The following is a 21,498-nucleotide window of genomic DNA, read 5'->3' as shown; positions in this document are numbered from 1 at the left end:
GTTCTTAATCTAAAGTGATTGGGTTACCCAAATAAAAGTCTAAAATTTTTGCGCGGAATATGTATTCGTACTTGGCCCGAACAAGGTCAGTTCTGGCTGCAAATAAGTTGTTGTTGGCCACCTGATAGTCCACAAAATTGGCACTCCCCGCATTGTACCTTTGCTCAGTGGCCCGGAATGATTCTTCGAGGGCCGCTACTCGCTTTTGAGAAGCTTCGTAAGACTTCAAAGCGGCCAAAGCCGTGTTATAAGCCGACTCAATGTTTTGTCTCAGTGTATTTTTCACCGTTTGGGCCTGAATTTCTGCACGCTGCTTATTAATCTCTGCACGCTGTAGGTTGGCAGTATTTCCATAACGGTTGAAGATAGGAATGCTCAGGTTTACCCGAACGGATTGCCCCAGGTTATCATTAAACTGGTCAGTAAACCTGTATGAATCAGAAAATACGGGCACGGTTTGCGTTCTTGGATTGGAAAAAACGCTCTCGTTGGTCCCTTGCACAAAGCCAATTTCCTGGGCAGGCACAACAACCTCTTGTGTACCGGTAAGCTGCCTTGCCTGATCGGAATAGTTGGTAGAAATACTACCGCTCAATGACAAGGTGGGCAGGAAAGCTCCTTTAGAAATTTTTACATCCATATCACTGCTCTGTATTCCCAGTTCGGCACTCTTTACATCGGGTTGATTGTCTAGCGCTATTTCATAAATCTTAGAAGGGTTGCTCATAGCCAGCCTAACTGATTCAATCTCCAGGGTTGGTGCCTCCAACTGAAGGTTTACCTCTGCTGGCATCTGCATAGCCTGCTTCAAATTAAGCATAGCCAGGTTCAAAGCGTTTTCGGCATTCACTACCTGAACTTCGTTAGAAGCCAACTGAGACTCTAAATCGAGCTGATTGGTAATGGGCAGAGAGCCTGCCTGCACCAATTTGGTCGTACGATCTAATTGTGCGGCTGTAGCCTCTCGCTGGTACCTTGCATTTTGCAGTTGTTCCTGATTGAGCAGTACGTTTAGAAAGTTAGTCGCCACCTGCAAGCCTATGTCGTTCTTAGCTTTTTCAAGGTCTAATCCGCTGGCTTCCAGATTCAGCTCATTTCTTTTAATGGTATTTCTAAGAGCTCCTCCGCTGTAGAGTACCACAGACGAACTAGCAGAGAGACCTCCGGTAGTGAAATCCTGACTCACAAAGGAGTTAGATACCGGATCAATACTTCTACCGAACGATTTACCCACGCTTCCGTTGGCACTTACGCTTGGCAACAGGGCAAATCTGGATTGCTTCAGGGCTATTTCATTGCCCAATTGGTTTAGTTGATTACTTCTTACGCTCAGGTTGTTTTCCCAGGCGTAATTAATACACTCTTCCAGAGTGAAAGTTGTTTGACCTTCCTGACTTTGAGCCAGGTGAAAGCTCAGGAGCATTCCCAGCCCAAAAATTATTGTTTTTTTCAACTTCATGATTTGTATTTAAAAATCTATATCCGGAATAAATATGACCTCATTTATCCAGCTCAAATGTTTCAGAAAATCGATGGTTACCTGCGAGGGTTTAGAGTCCATTTCTATCACGTGACAGGCTCGGTCGTTCTTACCTTTTCGGTTAACCGCCATGGAGGCAATGTTGCAATCTTCATTGGCTAAAACTGTGGCAATAAAGGCAATAGCTCCTTTTTTATCGGCTGCCATTATAATCATTGTACTCAGGTTGGCATTGAACCCTACTCCAAAACCGTTTACACTGCCAATTTTTATTACCCCGCCACCGCGGCTCTCACCCACCACCTCAATGGTGCGGTCTCCACTGGTAGCTACCACCTTAACCGTATTTGGATGCATAACAGATGCATTGCCTACCGACTTAAATTTGTACTGAAAGCCAGCTTCTTTGGCCAGGTCGAGGGCGGTTTTAATCCGGTCATCGTCTGTTTTAAAATCCATTAGCCCGGCAATAATTGCACGGTCAGAGCCATGGCCTTCATAGGTTCTGGCAAAAGAATTGTAAAACGTTATGTCGGCAGTTTCAGGAGCCTTACCTAAAATCTTGCGGGCTACACGCCCTATTCTAACAACTCCAGCGGTGTGAGAACTGGAGGGGCCTATCATTACAGGACCAATCATATCAAACACACTACTTTGCTCTGCCATAGATCATCCAAATTATGTTTTCAATATTAGATAAATATGCCCTACTTGATTTTCGATTATGTTTGAAAGGTGAATACCCTCCATGAAAGCAATATTTAACTCCCGAATTATTGACACTTCCAAACCGCTGATTTTAACAAGCAATCGTGCATTTTGTTATGGAGACGGCCTATTCGAAACGATTGTTACAGGGCCGGACAGAATTGATTTAATTGATTGGCATTTGGAAAGGCTGTTGCGTGCCTCCGCGGTCTACGGCATGAAGGCTCCTGAAGTGTTGACCCCCAACTATGTGCGCGACAGTATTGAGCAATTGTGCAAAGAGAATGCTGTTAAAGGCGCCACACGAACCAAGCTCATAGTATGGAGAAATGAAGGCGGACTGTATGCCCCGGAGCAAAACAGCTGCGGCTTTCTGTTGGAGTGCAAGCCCTCTCACAAACCATTTTTTGAAGGCCTGGGCACTATTGGCTTGAGCCAAACCATTACCACCCGGCATACCCTCTACTCCTTTGCCAAAAGAACAAATGCCATAGACTATGTACTGGCAGGAAAAGAAAGGGCAGAAAATGAATGGGATGAGATTGTGTTACTAAGTACCGAAGGACACCTGGCAGAAGCCAGCATGGCCAACTTGTTTTGGGTAACCAATGGTGAGCTATTTACTCCTTCTTTAGATACCGGCTGTATAGAAGGTATTATGCGAAGGGCTGTGCTTGAAAAAGCCGAAAAGGCCGGCATGGTAGTGAATGAGGTAAAAGCCAACCCTGAGGTACTCCCAACAGCACAATGTATTTTTACTACCAATGCATCGGGCATCAGGTATTATTCTCACTTTATGAATAGTACTCAAAGGAAAGAGAACCCTCTGGCTTTTTTAAAGCCAATACTTACACAGCTACTTCGGCCTTAATATGCGGATGCGGATCGTAACCTATTAGTTCAAAATCCTCATAGGTAAATGAAAACAGATCCTTCACTTCAGGATTCAGTTTCATTGTTGGCAGAGGCCTAAAGTCTCTTGTTAACTGTAACCTGGCCTGATCGAAGTGATTGGAATAGAGGTGAGCATCGCCAAAAGTGTGAACAAACTCGCCCGGCTCCAGATCACAAACCTGCGCTATCATTAACACGAGTAAGGCATAGGAGGCTATGTTGAAAGGAACCCCTAAAAAGACATCGGCAGACCGTTGGTAAAGCTGACAGCTGAGCTTACCATTGGCCACGTAGAATTGAAACATGGTATGACAAGGAGGCAGAGCCATATGATCTACATCGGCCACATTCCAGGCACTTACAATATGCCTGCGCGAATTAGGGTTATTTTTAATGCTTTCAACCACTTTGGTAATCTGGTCAATTGTACCTCCTTTGCCATCGGGCCAATGCCGCCATTGGTAGCCATAAACAGGCCCTAGGTCACCATTCTCATCTGCCCATTCATCCCATATTCGCACCCCATGATCTTTCAGGTACTTAATGTTCGTATCTCCTTTTAGAAACCAAAGCAATTCATGAATAATAGACCGCAGATGGAGTTTTTTAGTCGTTACCACCGGAAAGCCTTCGGACAAATCGAATCGCATCTGATACCCAAACACGCTTCGGGTACCAGTGCCGGTTCTATCGCCCTTGTCCACTCCATTCTCCAAAATATGTCTCAACAATTCGTGGTATTGCCTCATTTTCTGTAGGGTATTTTTAGATTTGAACTAGTGAACAAATTAACGGAAAATGTGGGTAAACCGAAGTCAGATCACAAGGAAAATGGCTGGGAAGTTTTTTTAACCACCTGCTTTTATCTTAACACCTCCAAAGCGCGCTGGCACTTATTCATTCTGTTGGCCATCACCCTGTTTTTTGGTACTAAACTCAATGACCTTCGGTTCAACTATAGCTTCAATAGTTTTTTCCCCGAGGGTGATGATGACCTTACCTATTACAATGAGTTCATTGACGAGTTTGGGCAATTCAACGATTTTCTGTTTGTGGTGCAAAAAAACAAGGAAGGCCTCACCCAACCGTTCCTCGATAGCGTTGAACTCCATAAACAAACCCTTGATCAGTGGCCCGAGGTAAAACGTATAGAAAGCGCCTTAGACCTGAAAGGCATACAAATTACTCCCTTTGGCATCAACACCTATCCATTGCTGCCCAAAATAAACCGTTTTACACCGTCTGTTCTAGACTCTTTAGGAATGCTGGGCAACTACTTTGGTAGAGAAGATGGTTCGGTACTTTTATGGTTGGAACATGAAACCTTTGAGGCAAAGCCAGATGCCGATGCCTTTTACCTTCAACTGTCTGATCATTTTTCTTCTGCCGGACTGGAAGACTTCGTCATCTCCGGAAAAATTCAAATGCAATACGATTTTACCTTAAAGTTGGAAAAGGAGCTATCGCGTCTTTTGGGTTTAGGGCTATTAGTTATTGCACTGATTCTCTTTCTGTTATTCAGAAGCTGGAAAGGACTGATACTTCCACTCGTTGTTTTGCTCATCACACTGATCTGGACCATGGGGCTAATGGCCTGGCTAAACAAACCTATTGATGTGATGGTGGTGATGATTCCGCCCATTTTATTGGTTGTGGCTCTTTCGGATGTCATTCATTTCGTTCATAAATATGACGAGTTAAAGTTACAGGCTCTACCCAAGCAAGAGGCCATACGATTGGCTGTAAAAACCATTGGAAAGGCTACTCTTTTAACTTCCGCTACCACCGCAACGGGCTTTCTTGGCCTGCTCTTTTTACCCATAACTCCCATCAAGGAGTTTGGCTTACTTACGGCAGCGGGTGTGCTACTGGCTTTTGTGGTTACATTCCTTAGTCTTCCGTCCCTCCTTTATTTTTATCCGTCTACCGTTCAAAACACATCGGCTTTTGGTTTTTCGTGGGAACGCACACTTTACAACCTTCACGGGCAAATTCTAAAACGGCCCCGGTTTATTGTTGCCGGCACGCTCCTGCTCTGCCTTGCTTCGGTTTGGGGCATTTCTAAACTTGAGCTCTCTACCAGCCTGATTGTGGGGCTGCAACGCAACGAGCCGGAACTGGAAAAAGTAGCCTATTTCGACAAAAACTATGATGGTTACAAACCTTTTGAACTGGGTATAAAGCTCTCCGACAATGCTGATCTTTTTTCACCGGAAGTAGTGGAAAAGATGGGGCGCATTGAAAACTATCTGCAACAAAAATATGGAGTGGCTCATGTGCAATCTCCTCTTTCGCTTATTCGCGAAATAAATGCAGGACTCTACGGTGGAGCTCGTAAGTATGCCACCCTACCACAAACCGATGATCTGGATAAAGTAAGGCGTTATTACTACTCCCCTCGACTGCGCACCTTACGAAATAACGTACAGTCAATTAACGGAAAAATGATTCGCATGGTAGGAAGAACCAAAGACCTTGGAAGCGCTCATTACCACCCTCTAAACGACAGCCTAAATGTGTTTTTAGCTTCTCAAATAAACGGGAATGGGCTCGAGGCCAAACTTACCGGAGCCTCATACCTTATTGACAAAACGGATAGTTACGTTGTACGCTCGCTGATTAAAGGTTTGGGCTTTGCCTTACTCTGTATTGGTATATTTGTGCTCCTGGCCTTCCGAAGCTGGTTGTTGGCATTCATAGCTCTAATACCTAATGTACTTCCCATTTGCCTGCTGTTTGGTAGTATGGGGCTGCTGGCCATAGACCTGAATATTTCAACTGCCATAATTTTTACCGTGGCCCTTGGCATAGCCGTAGACGACAGCATACATTTTATAGCACGTTTTCAACAAGAAAGACAAGGCTCAGAGCAATCACAGGCGATTAAAAACACCTTTGTAAAAACGGGTAAGAGCATTGTGGTTACGTCAATAGTTATTGCCCTGGGTTTTGCCGTCTTTCTGGCCTCAGGCTTTTCTGCCGCATTTTATCTAGGCTTTTTCATAGTGCTTGCGGCTCTATTGGCCGTACTATTCGACCTCACCATTTTGCCAATTATACTCAGGCGCATTGGCCGCAAAAAACTATAGCTTGTCCAAATCGACAATGTCGGACTTCTTGATCCATTTTTTGTAACCGAACATAAGGTTGAGACCAAATCGGATGTCGGCCTTACTGTATTGTTCCGGCCTGTTTGTAACCAGAGCGTTATCCATAGCCAGGTATAGCTGAACCGGTCCAATGTTGGTACCCAAATTGGCTCCAAAATTATATTCATTATTGGCTCCTCTATAGCTTCCTAAAATACCCACCACAAACTTGTCGAACTTGTGATTGAAAGAAACGGCATAGTTGGGCCGCATACCAGACAGTGCATCGCGCTTGAAATAGGTTATGGAGAATCGATCGTTGGGAGTCAGGTAAGCAGAGGCTGTCAGATAAACACGCTTAGCCATAGTTGTTTCAAAGGGTTCTCTGGTTTCGTTAGAGGTAAACTTATTTACTATACTATCCTGAATGGCCTGTTCCGGATCTTCCATATCGCGTAAATCAATTCCCGAAAAAGTAAATGAGGCATCCTCTGTATTATAATTCTTGGCCTGTTCTGTCCACTTAATTTTTCCGATGTCGTTTACGGCCGCTTCTACCTCCAGCCATTTCAGCGGCTGGTAACGCACGCCAAAGTCGAAGGCCACGGTTTGGTTGCCATTAGACATGAGATACTGCATTCTTTCACTATCAGAGTAATCATCAGAATCTCCGAACATATCGAACCCTGCTGTATTAACCGTTCCATTCTGTACTTCTACGTGCCAGCTATAGTCGGTTTCATCGGTAGTAAGGGTTAGGGTGGCATTCTCTTGTATTGAGCCATGAAACATTCCGGTTACCATTTTTATTCGGCCACCAACCGTTAGCTTATCGTCCAGAAAGCGTCTGGCATAGCCAATACCCACTTCATGGTATCCATCAATACGAGCCCGGCTACCTGAAAAGTCCAAAGTACCTCCTATTCTTGTTGAGTTACCATTGGCCAAAAATTCAATTAAATCTTTGTTGTAAATAAGATCCACATTGGCCCTAATGTTGGCAAACACAGAAAAACCGCCTTGCTTTGTTTTAAACGCAAGGTGCATCAAATTAATATCGGTCTGCACATTCACGTGGTTGGTGGTAAGTGCTACACCATTCATAACATCGAAGTTGACGGTGAAATCACTTTGTCCGGGAGCCTTATACAAAAGCTCTTCCAGGCGCAGATCGCCCTGAACGGTAACTCCCAAATTGGCGGGAAGCCCAAAAGTGAAACTATTGTTGGGGATAAAGGCAGGTTGAAAATTACTGCTTTGTGGCACTATATCGCGCAGCTGATAGAAGGACAAAAAACCTTGAGCCGAAACCTGAACGGCAACCAAAAGAGCAATAAGGGTTAGAGTGAGCTTCTTCATCTTAGTTACCGTTAGTGTTTAGTTCTACATCCAGTTGACCAGCAATGGTAAACTTTAACTGATAATCATCGAAAAACTTCACATTGGCCCCTTGCCCAACCTCGGTAGTCGAAAGCTTAACTACCAGATTGATCCGTGTGGCTTCTTTAATGGCCTGAATATCTTCGCTTTCCATTTCGATATCGGCAATGGTGCGTACGGATGAGGTTGTTCTGCCGTTTGTTCCAAGCGGAGCGGCTTCAAAAACAGGTTGCTCATCAATAGTGTAGACTATTCCTCCCTGATCGTTCAGAAACTGGATCTCTACCAGTCCTCCCATGGGCAGTTCATTGTCTGCAATGAGCCTCAGCAGTAAGCGTTTGGCCTTATCTATATCTTCAGGGCTGGTAAATGGCATGCTCTCTTCCGCTCTAAGTTCATCAAGGCTCAAGTGAAGCGGAATTTCAATATCTACCCCTACATTCAACACACTTTGATCGTTTACAAAGTTGTATTGGAAGGGTATGCCGTTGGGGTTCGATGCGGCCTGAACGTCTACAATTACTCGTTTGGGGCGCGCATTTAGCAGCTCATCAATGTTTGAGTTTTCAGGTGTCAGATCTATCTGTGTGGTTCTTGTGGCTCCTTCATTTGCCAAAGAAGGTCTGGCTACCACATTCAGTTGGTTAATTACATCGCCACTCAGATTAATGATTTGACCGGTTTTGGTAATGGCTGCAATCTGTTGAAAATCTACCCCCAGCGGGAAGCCAAAACTATTGTCGAATACAAAAGACACCCGCGGATCGGCAAACTGAATGGTACCATCGCCAAACTGATCGAAGAAATCGAAACTCACAATCTCAAAGCTCACTTCGAGCTCCTGAGAGTCGATGAAACCATATACCCGTTCAAAGCTGGTGTTGGTCATGCCCACGTTAAACTCAATACGATCGGCAGCGGCAATGGAACTGGAAGGGGTTACTTCAATGTCGTATGTCAGGTTAACCAAAAATTTATTGGAAGTAGTATTGCCATCTTTGTCGCGATGAAAGTAGCCTGCATAGTTGGCCAGACTTTCGGTATCGGTAAACGTATTATTGGATGCGGTGAGCCTGCCGCTCATAACCAGCGGGGTTCCATTACTCTCTAAGGACTGAAAGGTAGCCTCAAAATCTATATTAGCGTTAAAGTCGGACTCTACCGTAAACTCAAAAAGTCCACCCTTAAAAAATATACTGTCGTAAGCCTCATTGCCTCTCTGACTCAAATCAAACTCGTAGGTTTCAGAAATGGTTATGGTGGTTGTGGCCGGTGGATTACTAATACTTGTTCCGGCCGGAAGAGACGAGCCAAAGGTCTGATCTTGTACCTGCAAAAACTCTTCGGCACTTTGCGACTGTAACTGCTCGGAATAGACTATGGTAACCACATTTTCAGCATTGGTGGTTACTCCTGCTGTAGCATCGTTCAGTTCCTCAAATAAATCGCTTACCGTATAGTTTAGTTCGCCAAACACAACAGCAATGGAGGGGTCGAACACGATATCGCCAAATTCGGCATCTTCAAAATACTGCACATTGCAGGCGAGCATAAATGCAGCCAGAGCAGCAAAGCAAACAGTCAATAATTTTTTCATACCACGGGTTGATTATTTCTCAGGCATTACAACCCACAGTACCAGATAGACAATTACTCCGGGAAAAGCAGCGCTAAAAATTGAGATCAGAACATAGGCCAGTCGGGTCATAGAGACCTCCCAACCTAAATACTCTGCCAACCCTGCACAAACTCCTGCAATAATCTTCTTGTCTTGAGAACGGTATAATTTGTTGTTGCCAGCCATAAAAATAGTATTAGCCAACAATTTAAGGAGTTATATCATAAATTCCGATTAAGGGAAAGTGATCGGAATAATAAACATCATTGACGGTTTTGAGCTCCAACGCTTTTATGCCCTGGGAATAGAATTGATTATCGATTCGAAGAAATGGGAGTTTTCCGTTGTAAGTAACTCCCATGCCCCTACCGGCTTCTTCAAAAGCATTTTTATACTTTTTCTTAAACTGAAAGTAATTGTAGCTAAAGGGCACATCGTTGAAGTCTCCGGCAAAAATATGTTTTCGAGGTCCTGAAGCTGCATGAGCCAGCAACTCTTTGATCTGACGTGTTCGCCTGGCCGAAGCCGTAATAAATCGGTTTTTCACGTTTTCGTATTCCAGCTTAATGCCTTCAGGGTTCTGAATTTTATCGGGATTAATACCCATAGACTCCAGATGAACACTATAGACCCTGAGGGTGTCTTTTCCAATTTTAATATCGGCAAACCGTGCATTATTCAACTCGTCTAAAGGAAAAACCAACCCTTCGTTAATAATGGGGTACCTGGAATAGATAGCTACATGAAACTGGTCTTTGTGCAACGAGGCGCGATATCCTTTTTGGGCAATTCGAGGGGATATATTTTTGAGTGGGTAGAACTCCTGAAAACACATAATGTCTACATCCACTTTATCCATCCAGTCGATTACCTCCTCATAGTTATCCTTTTTCGCGTCTACAAACCATTTCACATTGTAGTTCATTATTGAAACAGACTTTGACGTAGACTCTTCCCTTCCTCCAAAACTAAAACTCACCTGCAGAAAAGGGTAGCCAACTATGAGTAGTACCAGGGCTATGAAACCCGACTTCCATTTAAAGAAAAGTGAGGCAATGAGTAATAAGAAGTTGAGCAGTAGCACCAATGGCACACCAAAAGACACAATACCTGAGTACTTAAAAAACAGAGGAGATATGAGTACGCTGGAGTAGACCACCAGTGTGAAGAAAATCCAAAGAACCTGCGGTAACTTAAAGAGAGATTTCATTGACCACTCAAATCACTATTCTAACAATTTTAAAACGATTTTCTTGTAACATAAACCACAAAAAACAGGAATGGTCGCAAGTTCAATCTCAACCGATTGATATTCACGACCATTCCTTAGAAAAGATTTTCAGGTATTTTCTGGCGGAAGGCTTTTCTCCTTTCGTTATTTATTCATTTCGCAAAGCACGTACCGGATTGCCGGTAGCCACTTTGATAGACTGATAACTCATGGTGAGCAGAGCAATTACCAGTGCACAAGCTCCGGCCAACAAAAACACGGAAACGCTAATGGGCGGTCTGTAGGCAAAAGACTGCATCCACAAGTCTACCCCATACCACCCGACTGCCGAGGCCACCACAAAAGAAATAAGGATGAGTACCGTAACTTCTTTAGACATTAAATACATGAGTTGGGGCAAAGTGGCTCCCAGTACTTTTCTAATGCCCACTTCTTTGGTTTTTTGTTGTGCGGTAAATGCAGCCAAACCAAAAAGACCAAGACAGGCAATAAGCACAGCCAGTACGGCAAAAGAGGTAAATATATCGCCTAAACGGCTTTCTGTTTCATACATATTTCCAAAGCGATCGTCTAGAAAACTGTATTCAAAAGGCTGGTCGGTAGCCATCTGGTCCCAGGCCGATCGGGCATCGCTAATTACCTGCTGAAAATTGCCAGCATTGAGTCGAACGCCCAAGTAGCCATTTTGGCCGTTGAGTCGCATAACCAAGGGGCCAATCTCTGTTTTGAGCGATTCAAAATGAAAGTCTTTTACAATACCTATTACCTTGTATCGGTCAAGGGCCGAACCATCATCATTGAAATCGCCAATCACCGCATTTTCCAGGTCTTTAATACCATAAATTTCGGCTGCTTTCTCATTTATTACCATGGCTGTACTATCGGTGGGAATATCACGGTCGAAGAAACGGCCCTTCACTAGCTCTAAACCAAACACTTTTTGATAGTTATGGTCTACATACCAGTTTTGCGATACCTGCCCCCTATCCTGGTCGATAATGCCATCAGGAAAAAACACCGTACTAGATCTGTTGCTCGAAGTGGGCAAATACCAGGTAGAACTCACTGCCTCCACATTGGCATTGGCCAAAAGCTCGTTTTTGTATGCTTCCACACCATCGCCCAATAAGTAAGTATTATGGACCAACAACACCTTTTCTTTCTCAAATCCCAGTTTTTTGTTTTGAATGTACTGCAGCTGATTGAGAATACTGAATGTACCTATAATGAGCAGAATGGATATAAAGAATTGAAAGGTAACGAGGGCTTTGCGCAAGCCACCACTTTTCATACCCATACTCAGGTTGCCCTTCAATACTTTTACAGGGCTAAATGCTGAAAGAAAAAACGCAGGATACAATCCGGCCAAAAAGCCCACCACCACTGAACCGGCAAAAACCAACGGCAGATTGGCCACAAAATCGAGACTCATTTCGCGCCCGGCAAAGTTGTTGAAAAATGGAAGCAAGAGAACAGCCAATCCAAGGCCAATCAGTCCGCTGATAAAGGTGATAAGCACCGACTCGGAGATAAATTGTGTCACCAACTGACCTTTAACAGAACCAAGTACCTTACGAACACCAACCTCTTTGGCCCTGTTGGCACTTCGGGCGGTCGATAAATTCATAAAGTTGATGCAGGCAATAACCAATATAAAAACCGCTATGGCCGAGAATATATAGACATAGGTTATGTCAGACTCAGGTTCAAAACCTCCGTAACCATCAGACAACAGGTGAATATCGGCTATGGGCTGAAGAAAATAATGAAATCGGTTACCGGCTGCTTCGAATTGCTCGAAAGTCATATCCAGATACTGTTTAAACTCTGCCCCCATCTTCTCAATAGCAATTTCGTTCATCTGCTTTTGCACTTGCTCTACATTGGCGTTGGGTTGCATTACCAGATAAGTATCATAGTTTTGATTGAGCCATTGCTGGTTGTTGTAGTCACTTTCTCTGGTAATGAATGACAAAATTACATTGAAACGAAAGTGGCTATTGGAAGGAATATCTTCATAGACTCCGGCAACTACCCAATCGGAGTCGTTATCTAGGCGCACCGTTTTACCAATCGGGTCTTCATCGCCAAAATACTTACGGGCAGTAGTAGCACTCATGGCCAGGTGGTTTTTCTTGGTGAGCACCTCCCCCGGAACACCTTTGAGCAATGGCACCCGGAATACCTCAAAGAACGTTTCATCGGCAAACACAAAGCGGTTTTCATTAAAAACCTTATCGTTGTATTTCACAATCCAATTGCCGGTGTTTCTAAGCCGTAGCCTTTCTTCTACTCCGGGTATCTGGTCTCTGAAAGTAGCACCGGTGGGAGCCGGACTTTGCGAGCCCGTAAAGTCTCTGCCATTGAAAGAGCCCTCAATAACTACCCGGTAAATGTTTTCGTGATTAGGGAAGTGCCTGTCATAGCTCAATTCGTACTGAACATAAGTAACAATGAGCATGCAACACGCTATGCCTATAGCCAGCCCCGAAATATTGAGAACAGAAAAGAATTTATCCTTCCAAATACTCCGGAAGGCAGTTTTGATGTAGTTGTATAACATTATTGTTGGTTTGAGTTTTGACCAGTGGCTTGCGCCACTTGCGCGTAAGACGACTCAAACCACACAGAAGTTGCATTAGCTCATTACAGTTTCCATATGCTCATACCTTTTGCCATCTAAGGTCAGGTAAGACTTAAGCAAATTGGCAGTGAGGCATGAGTGTATAGGCAGAAAGCCAAGCACATCACCAATTTCTATGGCCTCAAAAGTTTCGTCATCTACCGACAATACTCCGTGCTCCTGAGAAAGAGAAGTTAAACGGGCCTCCGGAATAATGGAAGACCATCCTCGCTCCTGAAGAATAACCATCTCCCCAAAAAATTTCTGCTCGTTGGCATCGAACAAATGGTCTTTAGAAAAATGAACCGCACCTCCATGCACCACTATCTGATTTCTATCGGCATACTTGGCCACCACAGGACAAGCCACTGCCACGGCAATGTCGGTCTCATCACAAACGTTCAGGTAATTCATTACCAGATCATAAAAAATAAAGTTACCGGGACCCATTTCATCCACGCCCTGCATATCTTCGACCACCGTACAACCGGGGGTATCTCCCATTCTGATAACACACTCTGACAAACCAAGGGTATTTTTTAGTTCCAGAAGCTTTTCGATACTCTCCTTCCAAATTTGCCTGATATCATCAATACTATTGGCCTGGTAGGTATTACCCGGGTGGCAATACAGGCCATAGAATCTCAGGCTCTCATCATTGGTCAGTGCTTTGAGTACCTGTTCAAATAAATCTACACGAGTGGCTTTTAGTCCAGACCTGCCATAACCGGCATCTACTTCCACAAGCACATTTACCGTTTGCTTGAATCGGCCGGCAACATGCTGAATAACCGCAGGGTCTGCCACCAATACAGTCAGCTTCACCCCTTGTTCTAAAAGCACATTTAAAGCATCAACCTCCAGTGGGTTTAAAGGGAAAGCCACGGTAATATCTTTCCAACCATTCTGGACGAAGTACTCTGCCATTTTCACTGAAGACACGCTAATCCGATCTACTCCCCTTGCCCTAAACAGCCCCGCAATTTCTCTTGACTGGTGGGTCTTGAAGTGAGGCACCAGCTCTGTTCCGGTTCTTTGGGCTTTTTGAAGCATGCGATCCAAATTGGCCAGCATTTTGGCCTCATCGAGCAGTAGAGTAGGTCGGGTTATATTCAGTTCCATGACTGAAAATTACGAGGATAATGACAGGCATTAAAAAAAATTGGCCACAGAACTCAACCTTTTTTCTAAAGGTCACGTTTTTATGATTATCTTTTGATATCATTTTAATATCATATTAAATTTGAAGACATGAAAAACGAAAAACCCTATCAGCCTAAATCCGGCTTTGGCATGCTTGCCTTTGCTTTCATTCTCCTGGCCGGAACAATAGCCGCACTAATTGTTACCCAAAACCCGCTATTTGCTCTTCTGTTTATCCTCTTCTTGTTTCTGTTGCCCGGTTTTTTTGTAGTGCAACCCAATCAATCCAGAGTATTGGTTTTTTTCGGAGACTATAGAGGAACGGTTAAGAAGAATGGTTTTTTCTGGGTGAACCCATTTTACTCCAAAAAGAAGGTTTCGCTTCGTGCACACAACTTTGATAGCGAACGGGTAAAGGTGAACGACAAACTGGGTAACCCCATTCTCATTAGCGTTATTTTGGTTTGGCAGGTTGAAGAAACCTATAAAGCAGCTTTCGAGGTGAACGATTACACTCACTTTGTGAGGGTACAAACCGATGCGGCCGTGCGAAAGCTAGCCAACACTTATGCCTATGACAACTTTGAAGATGAAGGCGAAATAACGCTCCGCTCGGGCATGGAAGAAGTAAACCACGACCTTGAAGGAGAGCTGGCTGAGCGTTTGGCCATTGCCGGTATACGAGTAATTGAAGCGCGTATTGGTTATTTGGCCTATGCCGAAGAAATTGCCAGTGCTATGCTACAAAGACAACAGGCTACGGCCATAGTAGCCGCCCGTTATAAAATTGTAGAAGGTGCTGTGGGCATGGTTGAGTCTGCTTTGGAAGAGCTGAATAAAAAACAGATAGTAGATTTAGACGAGGAGAAAAAGGCCTCTATGGTGAGTAATCTTATGGTTGTACTTTGCTCCGACAAATCGGCTACTCCTGTGGTAAATGCCGGAACCTTAAACCATTAGAATTATGCAGTATAAAATTTTACAGAAAGGCCCATTTGAAAAGCTGGAGAAATTCGAAAAGAGGTTGAACGAGTTGGCCATGTCTGGCTGGCGGGTAGTTACTTCTATGGGCGACTTTTACCTGGTTTTGGGCAAAGAGAAATACTAAGTTATGGCCAAGAAGAAACCTTTTGTGCTCAGGATGGATCCTGAAATTCTGGCCGCTGTTGAAAAATGGGCGGCCGATGAATTTCGTAGTACAAACGGACAAATGGAATGGATTATAAACAAAGCCTTGAAGGAAGCTTCGAGACTACCTAAAAAGAAAGACTAATGGAACACAAAAACTGGACCTGTCCCAAGTGTAGGAACAGATCGTTCGAAACGGATACTGTTGCGATGACAGGCAGCGGATTGAGCCGTTTTTTCGATATTCAAAACCGAAAGTTTGCCGCTATAAACTGTACTCGCTGCGGCTATACAGAATTTTATAAAATGAACAAAGCCGGTACATTAAGTAACTTGTTAGACCTAATTACAACCTAATGACCCAAGCCCTGCTTATCCATGCCATTATTGCCTTCTCGGCCCTGCTGCCGGGAGTGCTTATGCAGTTCGTAAATGTGGAGTCGCCCAACCGTTGGGTAGGTTATCGTACACCATTTTCTATGAAAACCCAACATACCTGGGAGTTTGCCAATCAGTTCAGTGCCAAGGCCATACTTTGGGCAGGTATTATTACCGTAGCCATTCAAATTGTGCTATACTTTGTAATAAGCAGCCTGGAAGCGCAAATACTCATTGCTTCCGGAGTGATGACCCTGGGCTTTCTTATGGTTATTGCCATTACGGAAAGTAAGCTCCATAACCGGTTCGACAAAGACGGAATGCCTAAAGACCTGGATGCCGACCGGTTCTAGTGTTGCCTTACATTAAAAAAACTCCACCTTGGTTCGGGCAAGAGTGTTTGAGCTAAAGCCGGCATAATGCGGTGGAGTTTAGTCCATTTCCAGCTCATATTTTTTGGAGTTAATGGGAGGCTCTATACCCTCAACTTGTATTGAAAAGCGAAGGTGGTGCTTACCCTCTCCCAACTGCGGCTGCTGTAGTAATACTGACACCTCCCTGCTTTCTCCCGGAGCTATTTCTCCACTCAGTTCTTTCAACTCCTGTATTCCTACGGGCTGCAAGCCCTTTAAATAATGGGCATTGAGTACAACTCTACGCTCACCTGCATCGCTAAAATTGACTGCATAATCATAGTGGTTGGTTAGTCGCAAGGTTACCATCACATTTCCTTTCTTAAGGTCATTTACTTGCTCCTCATCAATCAGTTCTACAGCTACCTTTCTAAAACTCCTGAAGTTTTCTACCACCCGATAATGTATGCCCTTCCCAATTTGCGTGTAATAGTCTTTGTAGTTTACCGTATCGCGATAACGGTTTATCTGAAACACTGTTTTTCCTTGCAGCTGCTCCTCTAATGGTAAAAGGTCGTGCTGGGTTTCCCGGTAATCAAAGGTGTTATAACAGTGCACAATGTCTCCGGTAAGGTAGGCGTAACGAGAGGCTCTCTCGTAGTGATTGTTGAACATAATAGGCAGGCCGTTGCTCAGCTCGTTCACCTCTTCGGCCCAGGTATCCCAATTATGCAACACGTCCCACCCTTCAGTCCACGATTTGGGCAGGAAATCATACATCAGATATATTCTTAAGGGTACAATCAGCACTAGAGTAGCCACCGCAATACGCTTCATCCATTGTCTCATGCGTTCATGATCGGCTATGTACTCATGAGCCAGAAGCACCAGCGGCATCATCATTATGCTCGTCCAATGTTTATGAAACTCTACCTTGAGAGTGGAAATAAAGAAGAAGACGAATACTCCCACCAGGCAAAAGCGAAGGGCCCGGTTAAAATCGGAACTATGCCTGTTCAAGAAAGCCCCTGCAATGAGTAAAACTCCACAAAACGGGCCAAATACTACCGGTTGAATACCGACATAATAAGCCAGCGATTCCCAACTAAAGCCCATGTCTATTCGGTTGTACAAATGGAACTTGATGGTGGCAAAATCGTGATTAAACTGCCAAATGGTGTGGGGTATCATAAATACCACAGTGGCCAACACCACCAGCCAGAAAGATTTACGCAGAACCAACTTAAGGTTAGAAAGCACCGTGAAAATGACAATCAGGAAACCATGGTGTTTGCTCAGCATAATAAGAGCAATAGATAACGCCAACAACACCGAAACCTTCCAGTTGTCGTCTTCCAAATACTGTTTGTAGAAATACAGAAATAATGCTTCGAACAGAATTAAGGGCACATCTGTTTTTACCAAAAAAGCACCCGCATGGACAGCCACAGCCGAAAGGGCAATCCAAACAAACAACGGATCGTCTTTCTTAGCCAAGGTTTTACGAATAACCACCAAAGTGAGCATGTTAGCGATTAAAAACCAGAGCCTTAACCCCAGGGCATTTGGAATGAGGGTGTAGCCCATATAGCTTAAAACACCAACCATTGGAGGATGATCCAGATAGCCCCAGTCAAGATATTGAGAGAACAACCAGTAATAGGCTTCCTCTCCGCTCACCTCAGTAAAGTAGTTTTGAATAAGCCCAACAATAAACCATATAATCAGAAAAACCGCGAAAACCGGCTTAGTGTCCGTACTTCGAGATAAGGTGCTAGTAGTCATCTAAGGAAATTAGAAAGCACAAAAGTAAGCCTTTTCAAGAAACTTAAATGTTCTGCATATTTGTGGTTTCGCCCACAACAAATCAATGACTGAAGTAATCATCAAATTCATCAGATTTTGCCTGGTTGGACTCACCGGAATGGGCATAGATTATGGAATAACATATCTGGGAAAAGAAAAAATAAAGGTGAACAAGTATGTAGCCAACGGACTTGGCTTTCTGCTTGCCGCCACCTTCAATTTTTTTCTTAACAAAACCTGGACATTTCACGACTCCAACCCCGAGGAATGGCTGCAATACTCCAAATATCTGGGGTTTGCCATTATTGGCCTGGGTATTAATACTCTCATCATTTATCTGCTCATCAATAAAAAGGGACTTAATTTCTACTGGGCCAAGCTTATTGCCATTGCCGTAGTGGTAGTCTGGAATTTCATAGCCAACTACAACTTCACTTTCATGTAAGGTATACATGAGCTTACTCAATGAGTATTAGACAAGAAGCCTTCTTATCGTTGTCTTCATTGCCCCCGTTCATCAACGACTACTCAGGTGCTGAGAGCGTTCTGCCTGTAGTGGAAAATTATGGTCACTTTTGCCCAATAGTAAGGAGTCATCTAAGTTTTTTCTAAATAACCCTATAATTTCTATAGACTTTTTGAACTTTGTATTCAACACTACGTTCACAACTAAACTTAAAACTAAAAATTATGGCAATTAGACTAGGTGACATTGCCCCTGATTTTAGTGCTCAAACCACTGAGGGGCCAATTAATTTTCATGAATGGTTGGGAGATAGCTGGGGTTTATTATTCTCGCACCCTGCAGACTATACTCCGGTATGCACTACCGAATTAGGACGCACAGCTCAATTGAAAAGCGAGTTTGAAAAGCGAAATGTAAAGGTGCTGGCCGTTTCGGTAGACGGACTTGAGTCGCACAAAGGCTGGGTGCAAGACATAAACGAAACGCAAAACACTACGGTGAACTTTCCGATAATAGCCGATGAAGACAGAAAAGTGGCAACCTTGTATGATATGATTCATCCGAATGCCAACGATACCCTAACCGTTCGGTCGGTTTTTGTGATTGGCCCGGATAAAAAAGTGAAGCTCACACTCACTTACCCGGCCTCTACCGGACGCAATTTCCAAGAAATTCTGCGGGTAATCGATTCCTTACAGCTTACGGCCAACTATAGCGTAGCTACACCGGCCGATTGGAAAGAGGGAGATGATGTAGTGGTTTCGCCCGCCATTGCAACGGAAGATATTCCAGCCAAATTTCCCAAAGGTCATAAGGTAATTAAACCATACCTCAGAACCACTCCTCAGCCGAATAAGTAGCAGATTAAGTAGCGAGGCGGTCTCTATTTCAATAAATCATTGGCTATACACCAGGTATTTATCTACTGGTCTTCATTTAATTAAAATGGCGAGCGGTTACCTCCAAAATATCCAAAGTCGTTGATTATTTGGTTTCTGAGACTGCCTTTGTATCGTTAAAACAGCTTAACTCCCAACACGTATGTAGGGAAGGGCCCAGCCATGTAACTTATACAAACACCTAGACTCTGTTATACTTTTTTAATCCTCAAAATTGACCACTTAGTATTGAACCCGATTTTGCGTAGCTAAAAATCAGGTATTACTACGGTTTTTTACATCTACTTTTTTCCTCAACTTTCTCCTCAACCAAATTACTTGAAATAATGAGTCTCAACTTTTCCAATATTGTAGAGCTTGCTGATGACTTTAGCAAAATCTTTACTGCCGGCAGCGATCTCGACTCTCTGATTCACGCTATAGACGGTGGAAAGCATAGCATAGATCGTTATTCCGAAGACAATGCTATTATCCAGGAATTGAAAACAATGATTGACCTCGCCTTACAACAAGAATACAAGGCAGATCTAAAAACCCTCGAAGATGCTCTAAATACAGCCAAAGGGCAGGTCAAAGAAGCCTTAGATATTCTGCGTCAGGCCGGTAAAAAAAAGAAGAATCTAGCCCACAGCATTGATCCTACTATTAGTCCATTTAGTGGCCCTGACTGTACATTCACTCACTGGGCCTATGGCAATGAAACAAGCTCTGGAGCACTAGACAAAATTCAGTTGGCTTTTTTGAGAATACATAATGCTTTAAATGCTGGAACACTATCTGAATCGAATGGATTTAAAGTATTTGATAAGGTCTTGAAGTATGCTCATAAAGGTAATTTTTCAGGAGCGCTGGGCTCAAACCTTCGATGGGAATCCATGACAAAACTTGTAATGCATATCTATGAAACCATCGCAGCGCTCAATTTTGTTTACGAAGCGATACTTCATTTGATAAAGACTGCAGACCTTCCGAATAAAGGTATAACGTACGGGGCACTTCATGTCAAGGACCTTTTTGGACATGTGCCTGCAACTGGGGCTGTATCAAGTACCCCAACATGGACCAAACTACCAGAAGTATTCAATGCCTACCTGGAACAATCTTTTCAGAATGGTACCGTTCCACTAAGCCCTGCCGAGCAAATGTTTAAGGCCGCGCTAAGTACAGACCAGTACCCCCTACCTGCGGTAGTTTCGGAAATGCAAACCAGCAGCGGCATAGTTTCTAGGACTTTTTTTTGGGGAAAGGGCATAAGCCTGGGTAATAACAGGTTTTTTACCTCGATTAACTTCTTTATGCCCGACTATTACACTGATCATGGAGTGCAATCACAGAGCATTAACAGCTTTACTCCTATTTATGCCTTGCAAGGAACAACAGCGACACTCGATCAAAAAAAGAAAGTTGTACCCGATGCAAACCCATTTCCTACAAGTGCCGATTTAGATAATCCCCAGGACTGGTTTTATAAACTTTCTGGAGATGTAACTAATGTATGGGTACCTGTAGATTATCTCGATGTGACCACCTTTCAATGCGACTTCCCTACTCCTCCGACCACCACCTCTAATAACCACCTGAGAGTTGTTACCGGTTTCAAACTCGAAGTTTTGGCCAGTACTAAATCACCAGGAGAGTATGATATGGTGGTTTCCGTTCAGTTTGGAGAAATAGACCTTGGAGAAACCCTAGCTGCAGACCAAAGCTATACCGTTTCTCTCCTTAATAATGGAGACTATATTCAACCTGCTGGAGACAAAGAAGGCTTTCCTCTTAGCTATTTTACAGCACTAAGCCCCGCAGGAAAGTTTAGTTTAGAAGGAACCACTGTAAATAATGACAATGGCATAATAACCAATATTGCGATTGGCTATAGCAACAATAATGGTTCATCAAATTGCCCTGTTGTACAAATTGCTCCTACATTTTACAAAGCCGATTTTATGCAGCCATCTCTAACGCTTACAAAGCAAAGTTAATATCAGACCGATACAAAAAAAGAGGTCGTTTATCTCGCCTTTTACGCTTATAAACTCCCTCAGGATAAAACCTTAAGATCCAGTTTGTCAATACCTTAAACTTTAAACATTGAACCTTGAACCCTTCCAATTAACCTAATTCTCTAACCTCCATCAGAGTCTCTCGCTAGAGGACTCTGATGTGCTATAGGCTGGTGCTCAGTGCCCCTTTCAGGAGACACTCAGGGTGCTGCAATGCTGCGGTTAAAGCAAGAGCATTGGACCTATTTAGGGAATGTTCAGGTGGCATAGGTACTTGACAGGCCCTTCGCTTTGCTCAGGGT

The 21,498-nt window shown here is 43.7% G+C and carries 20 protein-coding genes; 10 read left to right on the top strand and 10 right to left on the bottom strand.

Translation table 11 applies throughout. The features are described 5' to 3' along the window. Positions 1-4 precede the first annotated feature (4 nt). Entirely contained in the window at positions 5-1,459 is a 1,455-nt protein-coding gene (locus B3O12_RS05870) for a TolC family protein (protein ID WP_286755629.1), read from the bottom strand. 9 nt (positions 1,460-1,468) lie between these two features. Then, positions 1,469-2,146 (bottom strand): L-serine ammonia-lyase, iron-sulfur-dependent subunit beta, encoded by a 678-nt coding sequence (gene sdaAB, locus B3O12_RS05865; protein WP_189630596.1) that lies wholly within the window; start codon positions 2,144-2,146, stop codon positions 1,469-1,471. Between the two features lie 82 nt (positions 2,147-2,228). On the opposite strand from sdaAB, the gene B3O12_RS05860 reads away from it, so the two are divergent. Continuing rightward, complete coding sequence (locus B3O12_RS05860; RefSeq protein ID WP_286755627.1) at positions 2,229-3,059, top strand: aminotransferase class IV; 831 nt, start codon at positions 2,229-2,231, stop codon at positions 3,057-3,059. Here B3O12_RS05860 and B3O12_RS05855 read toward each other — a convergent pair. Next, a complete protein-coding gene (locus tag B3O12_RS05855; protein ID WP_189630594.1) occupies positions 3,037-3,831 on the bottom strand; it encodes a thymidylate synthase in 795 nt (264 codons plus the stop codon). The two genes, B3O12_RS05860 and B3O12_RS05855, sit on opposite strands and share 23 nt — an antisense overlap. 30 nt (positions 3,832-3,861) lie before the next feature. Between B3O12_RS05855 and B3O12_RS05850 the strand changes: the two genes are divergently transcribed. Further along, entirely contained in the window at positions 3,862-6,171 is a 2,310-nt protein-coding gene (locus B3O12_RS05850) for an efflux RND transporter permease subunit (protein WP_286755625.1), read from the top strand. Here B3O12_RS05850 and B3O12_RS05845 read toward each other — a convergent pair. From B3O12_RS05845 to B3O12_RS05820, 6 genes are all read right to left on the bottom strand, one after another. Continuing rightward, positions 6,166-7,530, bottom strand: coding sequence for a DUF5723 family protein (locus tag B3O12_RS05845; protein ID WP_189630592.1), 1,365 nt, complete (start codon positions 7,528-7,530; stop codon positions 6,166-6,168). The two genes, B3O12_RS05850 and B3O12_RS05845, sit on opposite strands and share 6 nt — an antisense overlap. Position 7,531: 1 nt before the next feature. Beyond that, on the bottom strand, positions 7,532-9,148 hold the full coding sequence (locus tag B3O12_RS05840) for a hypothetical protein (protein ID WP_189630591.1): 1,617 nt from the start codon (positions 9,146-9,148) through the stop codon (positions 7,532-7,534). A 12-nt stretch (positions 9,149-9,160) separates the two neighbouring features. Then, on the bottom strand, positions 9,161-9,355 hold the full coding sequence (locus B3O12_RS05835) for a PspC domain-containing protein (protein ID WP_189630590.1): 195 nt from the start codon (positions 9,353-9,355) through the stop codon (positions 9,161-9,163). Between the two features lie 22 nt (positions 9,356-9,377). Continuing rightward, positions 9,378-10,379 carry an endonuclease/exonuclease/phosphatase family protein gene (locus tag B3O12_RS05830; protein WP_189630589.1) on the bottom strand — a complete coding sequence of 334 codons (1,002 nt, stop codon included), beginning with the start codon at positions 10,377-10,379 and terminating at the stop codon, positions 9,378-9,380. Between the two features lie 169 nt (positions 10,380-10,548). Next, the gene (locus B3O12_RS05825; RefSeq protein WP_286755622.1) at positions 10,549-12,963 is read right to left on the bottom strand and encodes an ABC transporter permease; all 2,415 of its coding nucleotides are present in this window, start codon (positions 12,961-12,963) and stop codon (positions 10,549-10,551) included. A 75-nt stretch (positions 12,964-13,038) separates the two neighbouring features. Next, complete coding sequence (locus B3O12_RS05820; RefSeq protein WP_286755621.1) at positions 13,039-14,145, bottom strand: alanine racemase; 1,107 nt, start codon at positions 14,143-14,145, stop codon at positions 13,039-13,041. 129 nt (positions 14,146-14,274) lie between these two features. Here B3O12_RS05820 and B3O12_RS05815 point away from each other — a divergent pair, with 129 nt between their 5' ends. The 5 genes from B3O12_RS05815 to B3O12_RS05795 are packed head-to-tail and all read left to right on the top strand — an operon-like array spanning position 14,275 to position 16,025. Then, a complete protein-coding gene (locus B3O12_RS05815; protein WP_189630586.1) occupies positions 14,275-15,126 on the top strand; it encodes an SPFH domain-containing protein in 852 nt (283 codons plus the stop codon). A 4-nt stretch (positions 15,127-15,130) separates the two neighbouring features. Then, the gene (locus B3O12_RS05810; RefSeq protein ID WP_189630585.1) at positions 15,131-15,274 is read left to right on the top strand and encodes a hypothetical protein; all 144 of its coding nucleotides are present in this window, start codon (positions 15,131-15,133) and stop codon (positions 15,272-15,274) included. Positions 15,275-15,277: 3 nt separating this feature from the next. Beyond that, complete coding sequence (locus B3O12_RS05805) at positions 15,278-15,439, top strand: Arc family DNA-binding protein (protein WP_189630584.1); 162 nt, start codon at positions 15,278-15,280, stop codon at positions 15,437-15,439. Continuing rightward, positions 15,439-15,651, top strand: a complete 213-nt coding sequence (locus tag B3O12_RS05800; RefSeq protein WP_286755619.1) for a zinc ribbon domain-containing protein — start codon at positions 15,439-15,441, stop codon at positions 15,649-15,651. The genes B3O12_RS05805 and B3O12_RS05800 overlap by 1 nt, the downstream gene beginning before the upstream one ends. After that, on the top strand, positions 15,651-16,025 hold the full coding sequence (locus B3O12_RS05795) for an SdpI family protein (protein WP_286747176.1): 375 nt from the start codon (positions 15,651-15,653) through the stop codon (positions 16,023-16,025). Before B3O12_RS05800 ends, B3O12_RS05795 begins: the two co-directional genes overlap by 1 nt. A gap of 78 nt (positions 16,026-16,103) precedes the next feature. Here B3O12_RS05795 and B3O12_RS05790 read toward each other — a convergent pair whose 3' ends face one another. After that, positions 16,104-17,810 carry an ArnT family glycosyltransferase gene (locus B3O12_RS05790; protein ID WP_286755617.1) on the bottom strand — a complete coding sequence of 569 codons (1,707 nt, stop codon included), beginning with the start codon at positions 17,808-17,810 and terminating at the stop codon, positions 16,104-16,106. 85 nt (positions 17,811-17,895) lie between these two features. Between B3O12_RS05790 and B3O12_RS05785 the strand changes: the two genes are divergently transcribed. From B3O12_RS05785 to B3O12_RS05775, 3 genes are all read left to right on the top strand, one after another. Beyond that, positions 17,896-18,276, top strand: a complete 381-nt coding sequence (locus B3O12_RS05785; protein ID WP_189630580.1) for a GtrA family protein — start codon at positions 17,896-17,898, stop codon at positions 18,274-18,276. A gap of 245 nt (positions 18,277-18,521) precedes the next feature. Further along, the gene (locus tag B3O12_RS05780) at positions 18,522-19,157 is read left to right on the top strand and encodes a peroxiredoxin (RefSeq protein WP_286755616.1); all 636 of its coding nucleotides are present in this window, start codon (positions 18,522-18,524) and stop codon (positions 19,155-19,157) included. Positions 19,158-19,522: 365 nt separating this feature from the next. Next, positions 19,523-21,175 (top strand): hypothetical protein, encoded by a 1,653-nt coding sequence (locus B3O12_RS05775; protein WP_286755615.1) that lies wholly within the window; start codon positions 19,523-19,525, stop codon positions 21,173-21,175. Positions 21,176-21,498 lie beyond the last annotated feature (323 nt).

The sequence above is a fragment of the Roseivirga sp. UBA838 genome (assembly GCF_002296035.1).
In the GTDB taxonomy this organism is placed as follows: Bacteria; Bacteroidota; Bacteroidia; order Cytophagales; family Cyclobacteriaceae; genus Roseivirga; species Roseivirga thermotolerans.
The sequence above is the reverse complement of the archived record's forward strand: the minus strand, read 5'-3'. Positions and strand labels throughout refer to the sequence as shown.

Bases quoted from the DNA above. Each gene is read 5' to 3' on its own strand.
- B3O12_RS05870 (WP_286755629.1), bottom strand. From the start codon at position 1,459: ATGAAGTTGAAAAAAACAATAATTTTTGGGCTGGGAATGCTCCTGAGC.
- sdaAB (WP_189630596.1), bottom strand. From the start codon at position 2,146: ATGGCAGAGCAAAGTAGTGTGTTTGATATGATTGGTCCTGTAATGATA.
- B3O12_RS05860 (WP_286755627.1), top strand. From the start codon at position 2,229: ATGAAAGCAATATTTAACTCCCGAATTATTGACACTTCCAAACCGCTG.
- B3O12_RS05855 (WP_189630594.1), bottom strand. From the start codon at position 3,831: ATGAGGCAATACCACGAATTGTTGAGACATATTTTGGAGAATGGAGTG.
- B3O12_RS05845 (WP_189630592.1), bottom strand. From the start codon at position 7,530: ATGAAGAAGCTCACTCTAACCCTTATTGCTCTTTTGGTTGCCGTTCAG.
- B3O12_RS05840 (WP_189630591.1), bottom strand. From the start codon at position 9,148: ATGAAAAAATTATTGACTGTTTGCTTTGCTGCTCTGGCTGCATTTATG.
- B3O12_RS05835 (WP_189630590.1), bottom strand. From the start codon at position 9,355: ATGGCTGGCAACAACAAATTATACCGTTCTCAAGACAAGAAGATTATT.
- B3O12_RS05830 (WP_189630589.1), bottom strand. From the start codon at position 10,379: ATGAAATCTCTCTTTAAGTTACCGCAGGTTCTTTGGATTTTCTTCACA.
- B3O12_RS05825 (WP_286755622.1), bottom strand. From the start codon at position 12,963: ATGTTATACAACTACATCAAAACTGCCTTCCGGAGTATTTGGAAGGAT.
- B3O12_RS05820 (WP_286755621.1), bottom strand. From the start codon at position 14,145: ATGGAACTGAATATAACCCGACCTACTCTACTGCTCGATGAGGCCAAA.
- B3O12_RS05815 (WP_189630586.1), top strand. From the start codon at position 14,275: ATGAAAAACGAAAAACCCTATCAGCCTAAATCCGGCTTTGGCATGCTT.
- B3O12_RS05810 (WP_189630585.1), top strand. From the start codon at position 15,131: ATGCAGTATAAAATTTTACAGAAAGGCCCATTTGAAAAGCTGGAGAAA.
- B3O12_RS05805 (WP_189630584.1), top strand. From the start codon at position 15,278: ATGGCCAAGAAGAAACCTTTTGTGCTCAGGATGGATCCTGAAATTCTG.
- B3O12_RS05800 (WP_286755619.1), top strand. From the start codon at position 15,439: ATGGAACACAAAAACTGGACCTGTCCCAAGTGTAGGAACAGATCGTTC.
- B3O12_RS05795 (WP_286747176.1), top strand. From the start codon at position 15,651: ATGACCCAAGCCCTGCTTATCCATGCCATTATTGCCTTCTCGGCCCTG.
- B3O12_RS05790 (WP_286755617.1), bottom strand. From the start codon at position 17,810: ATGACTACTAGCACCTTATCTCGAAGTACGGACACTAAGCCGGTTTTC.
- B3O12_RS05785 (WP_189630580.1), top strand. From the start codon at position 17,896: ATGACTGAAGTAATCATCAAATTCATCAGATTTTGCCTGGTTGGACTC.
- B3O12_RS05780 (WP_286755616.1), top strand. From the start codon at position 18,522: ATGGCAATTAGACTAGGTGACATTGCCCCTGATTTTAGTGCTCAAACC.
- B3O12_RS05775 (WP_286755615.1), top strand. From the start codon at position 19,523: ATGAGTCTCAACTTTTCCAATATTGTAGAGCTTGCTGATGACTTTAGC.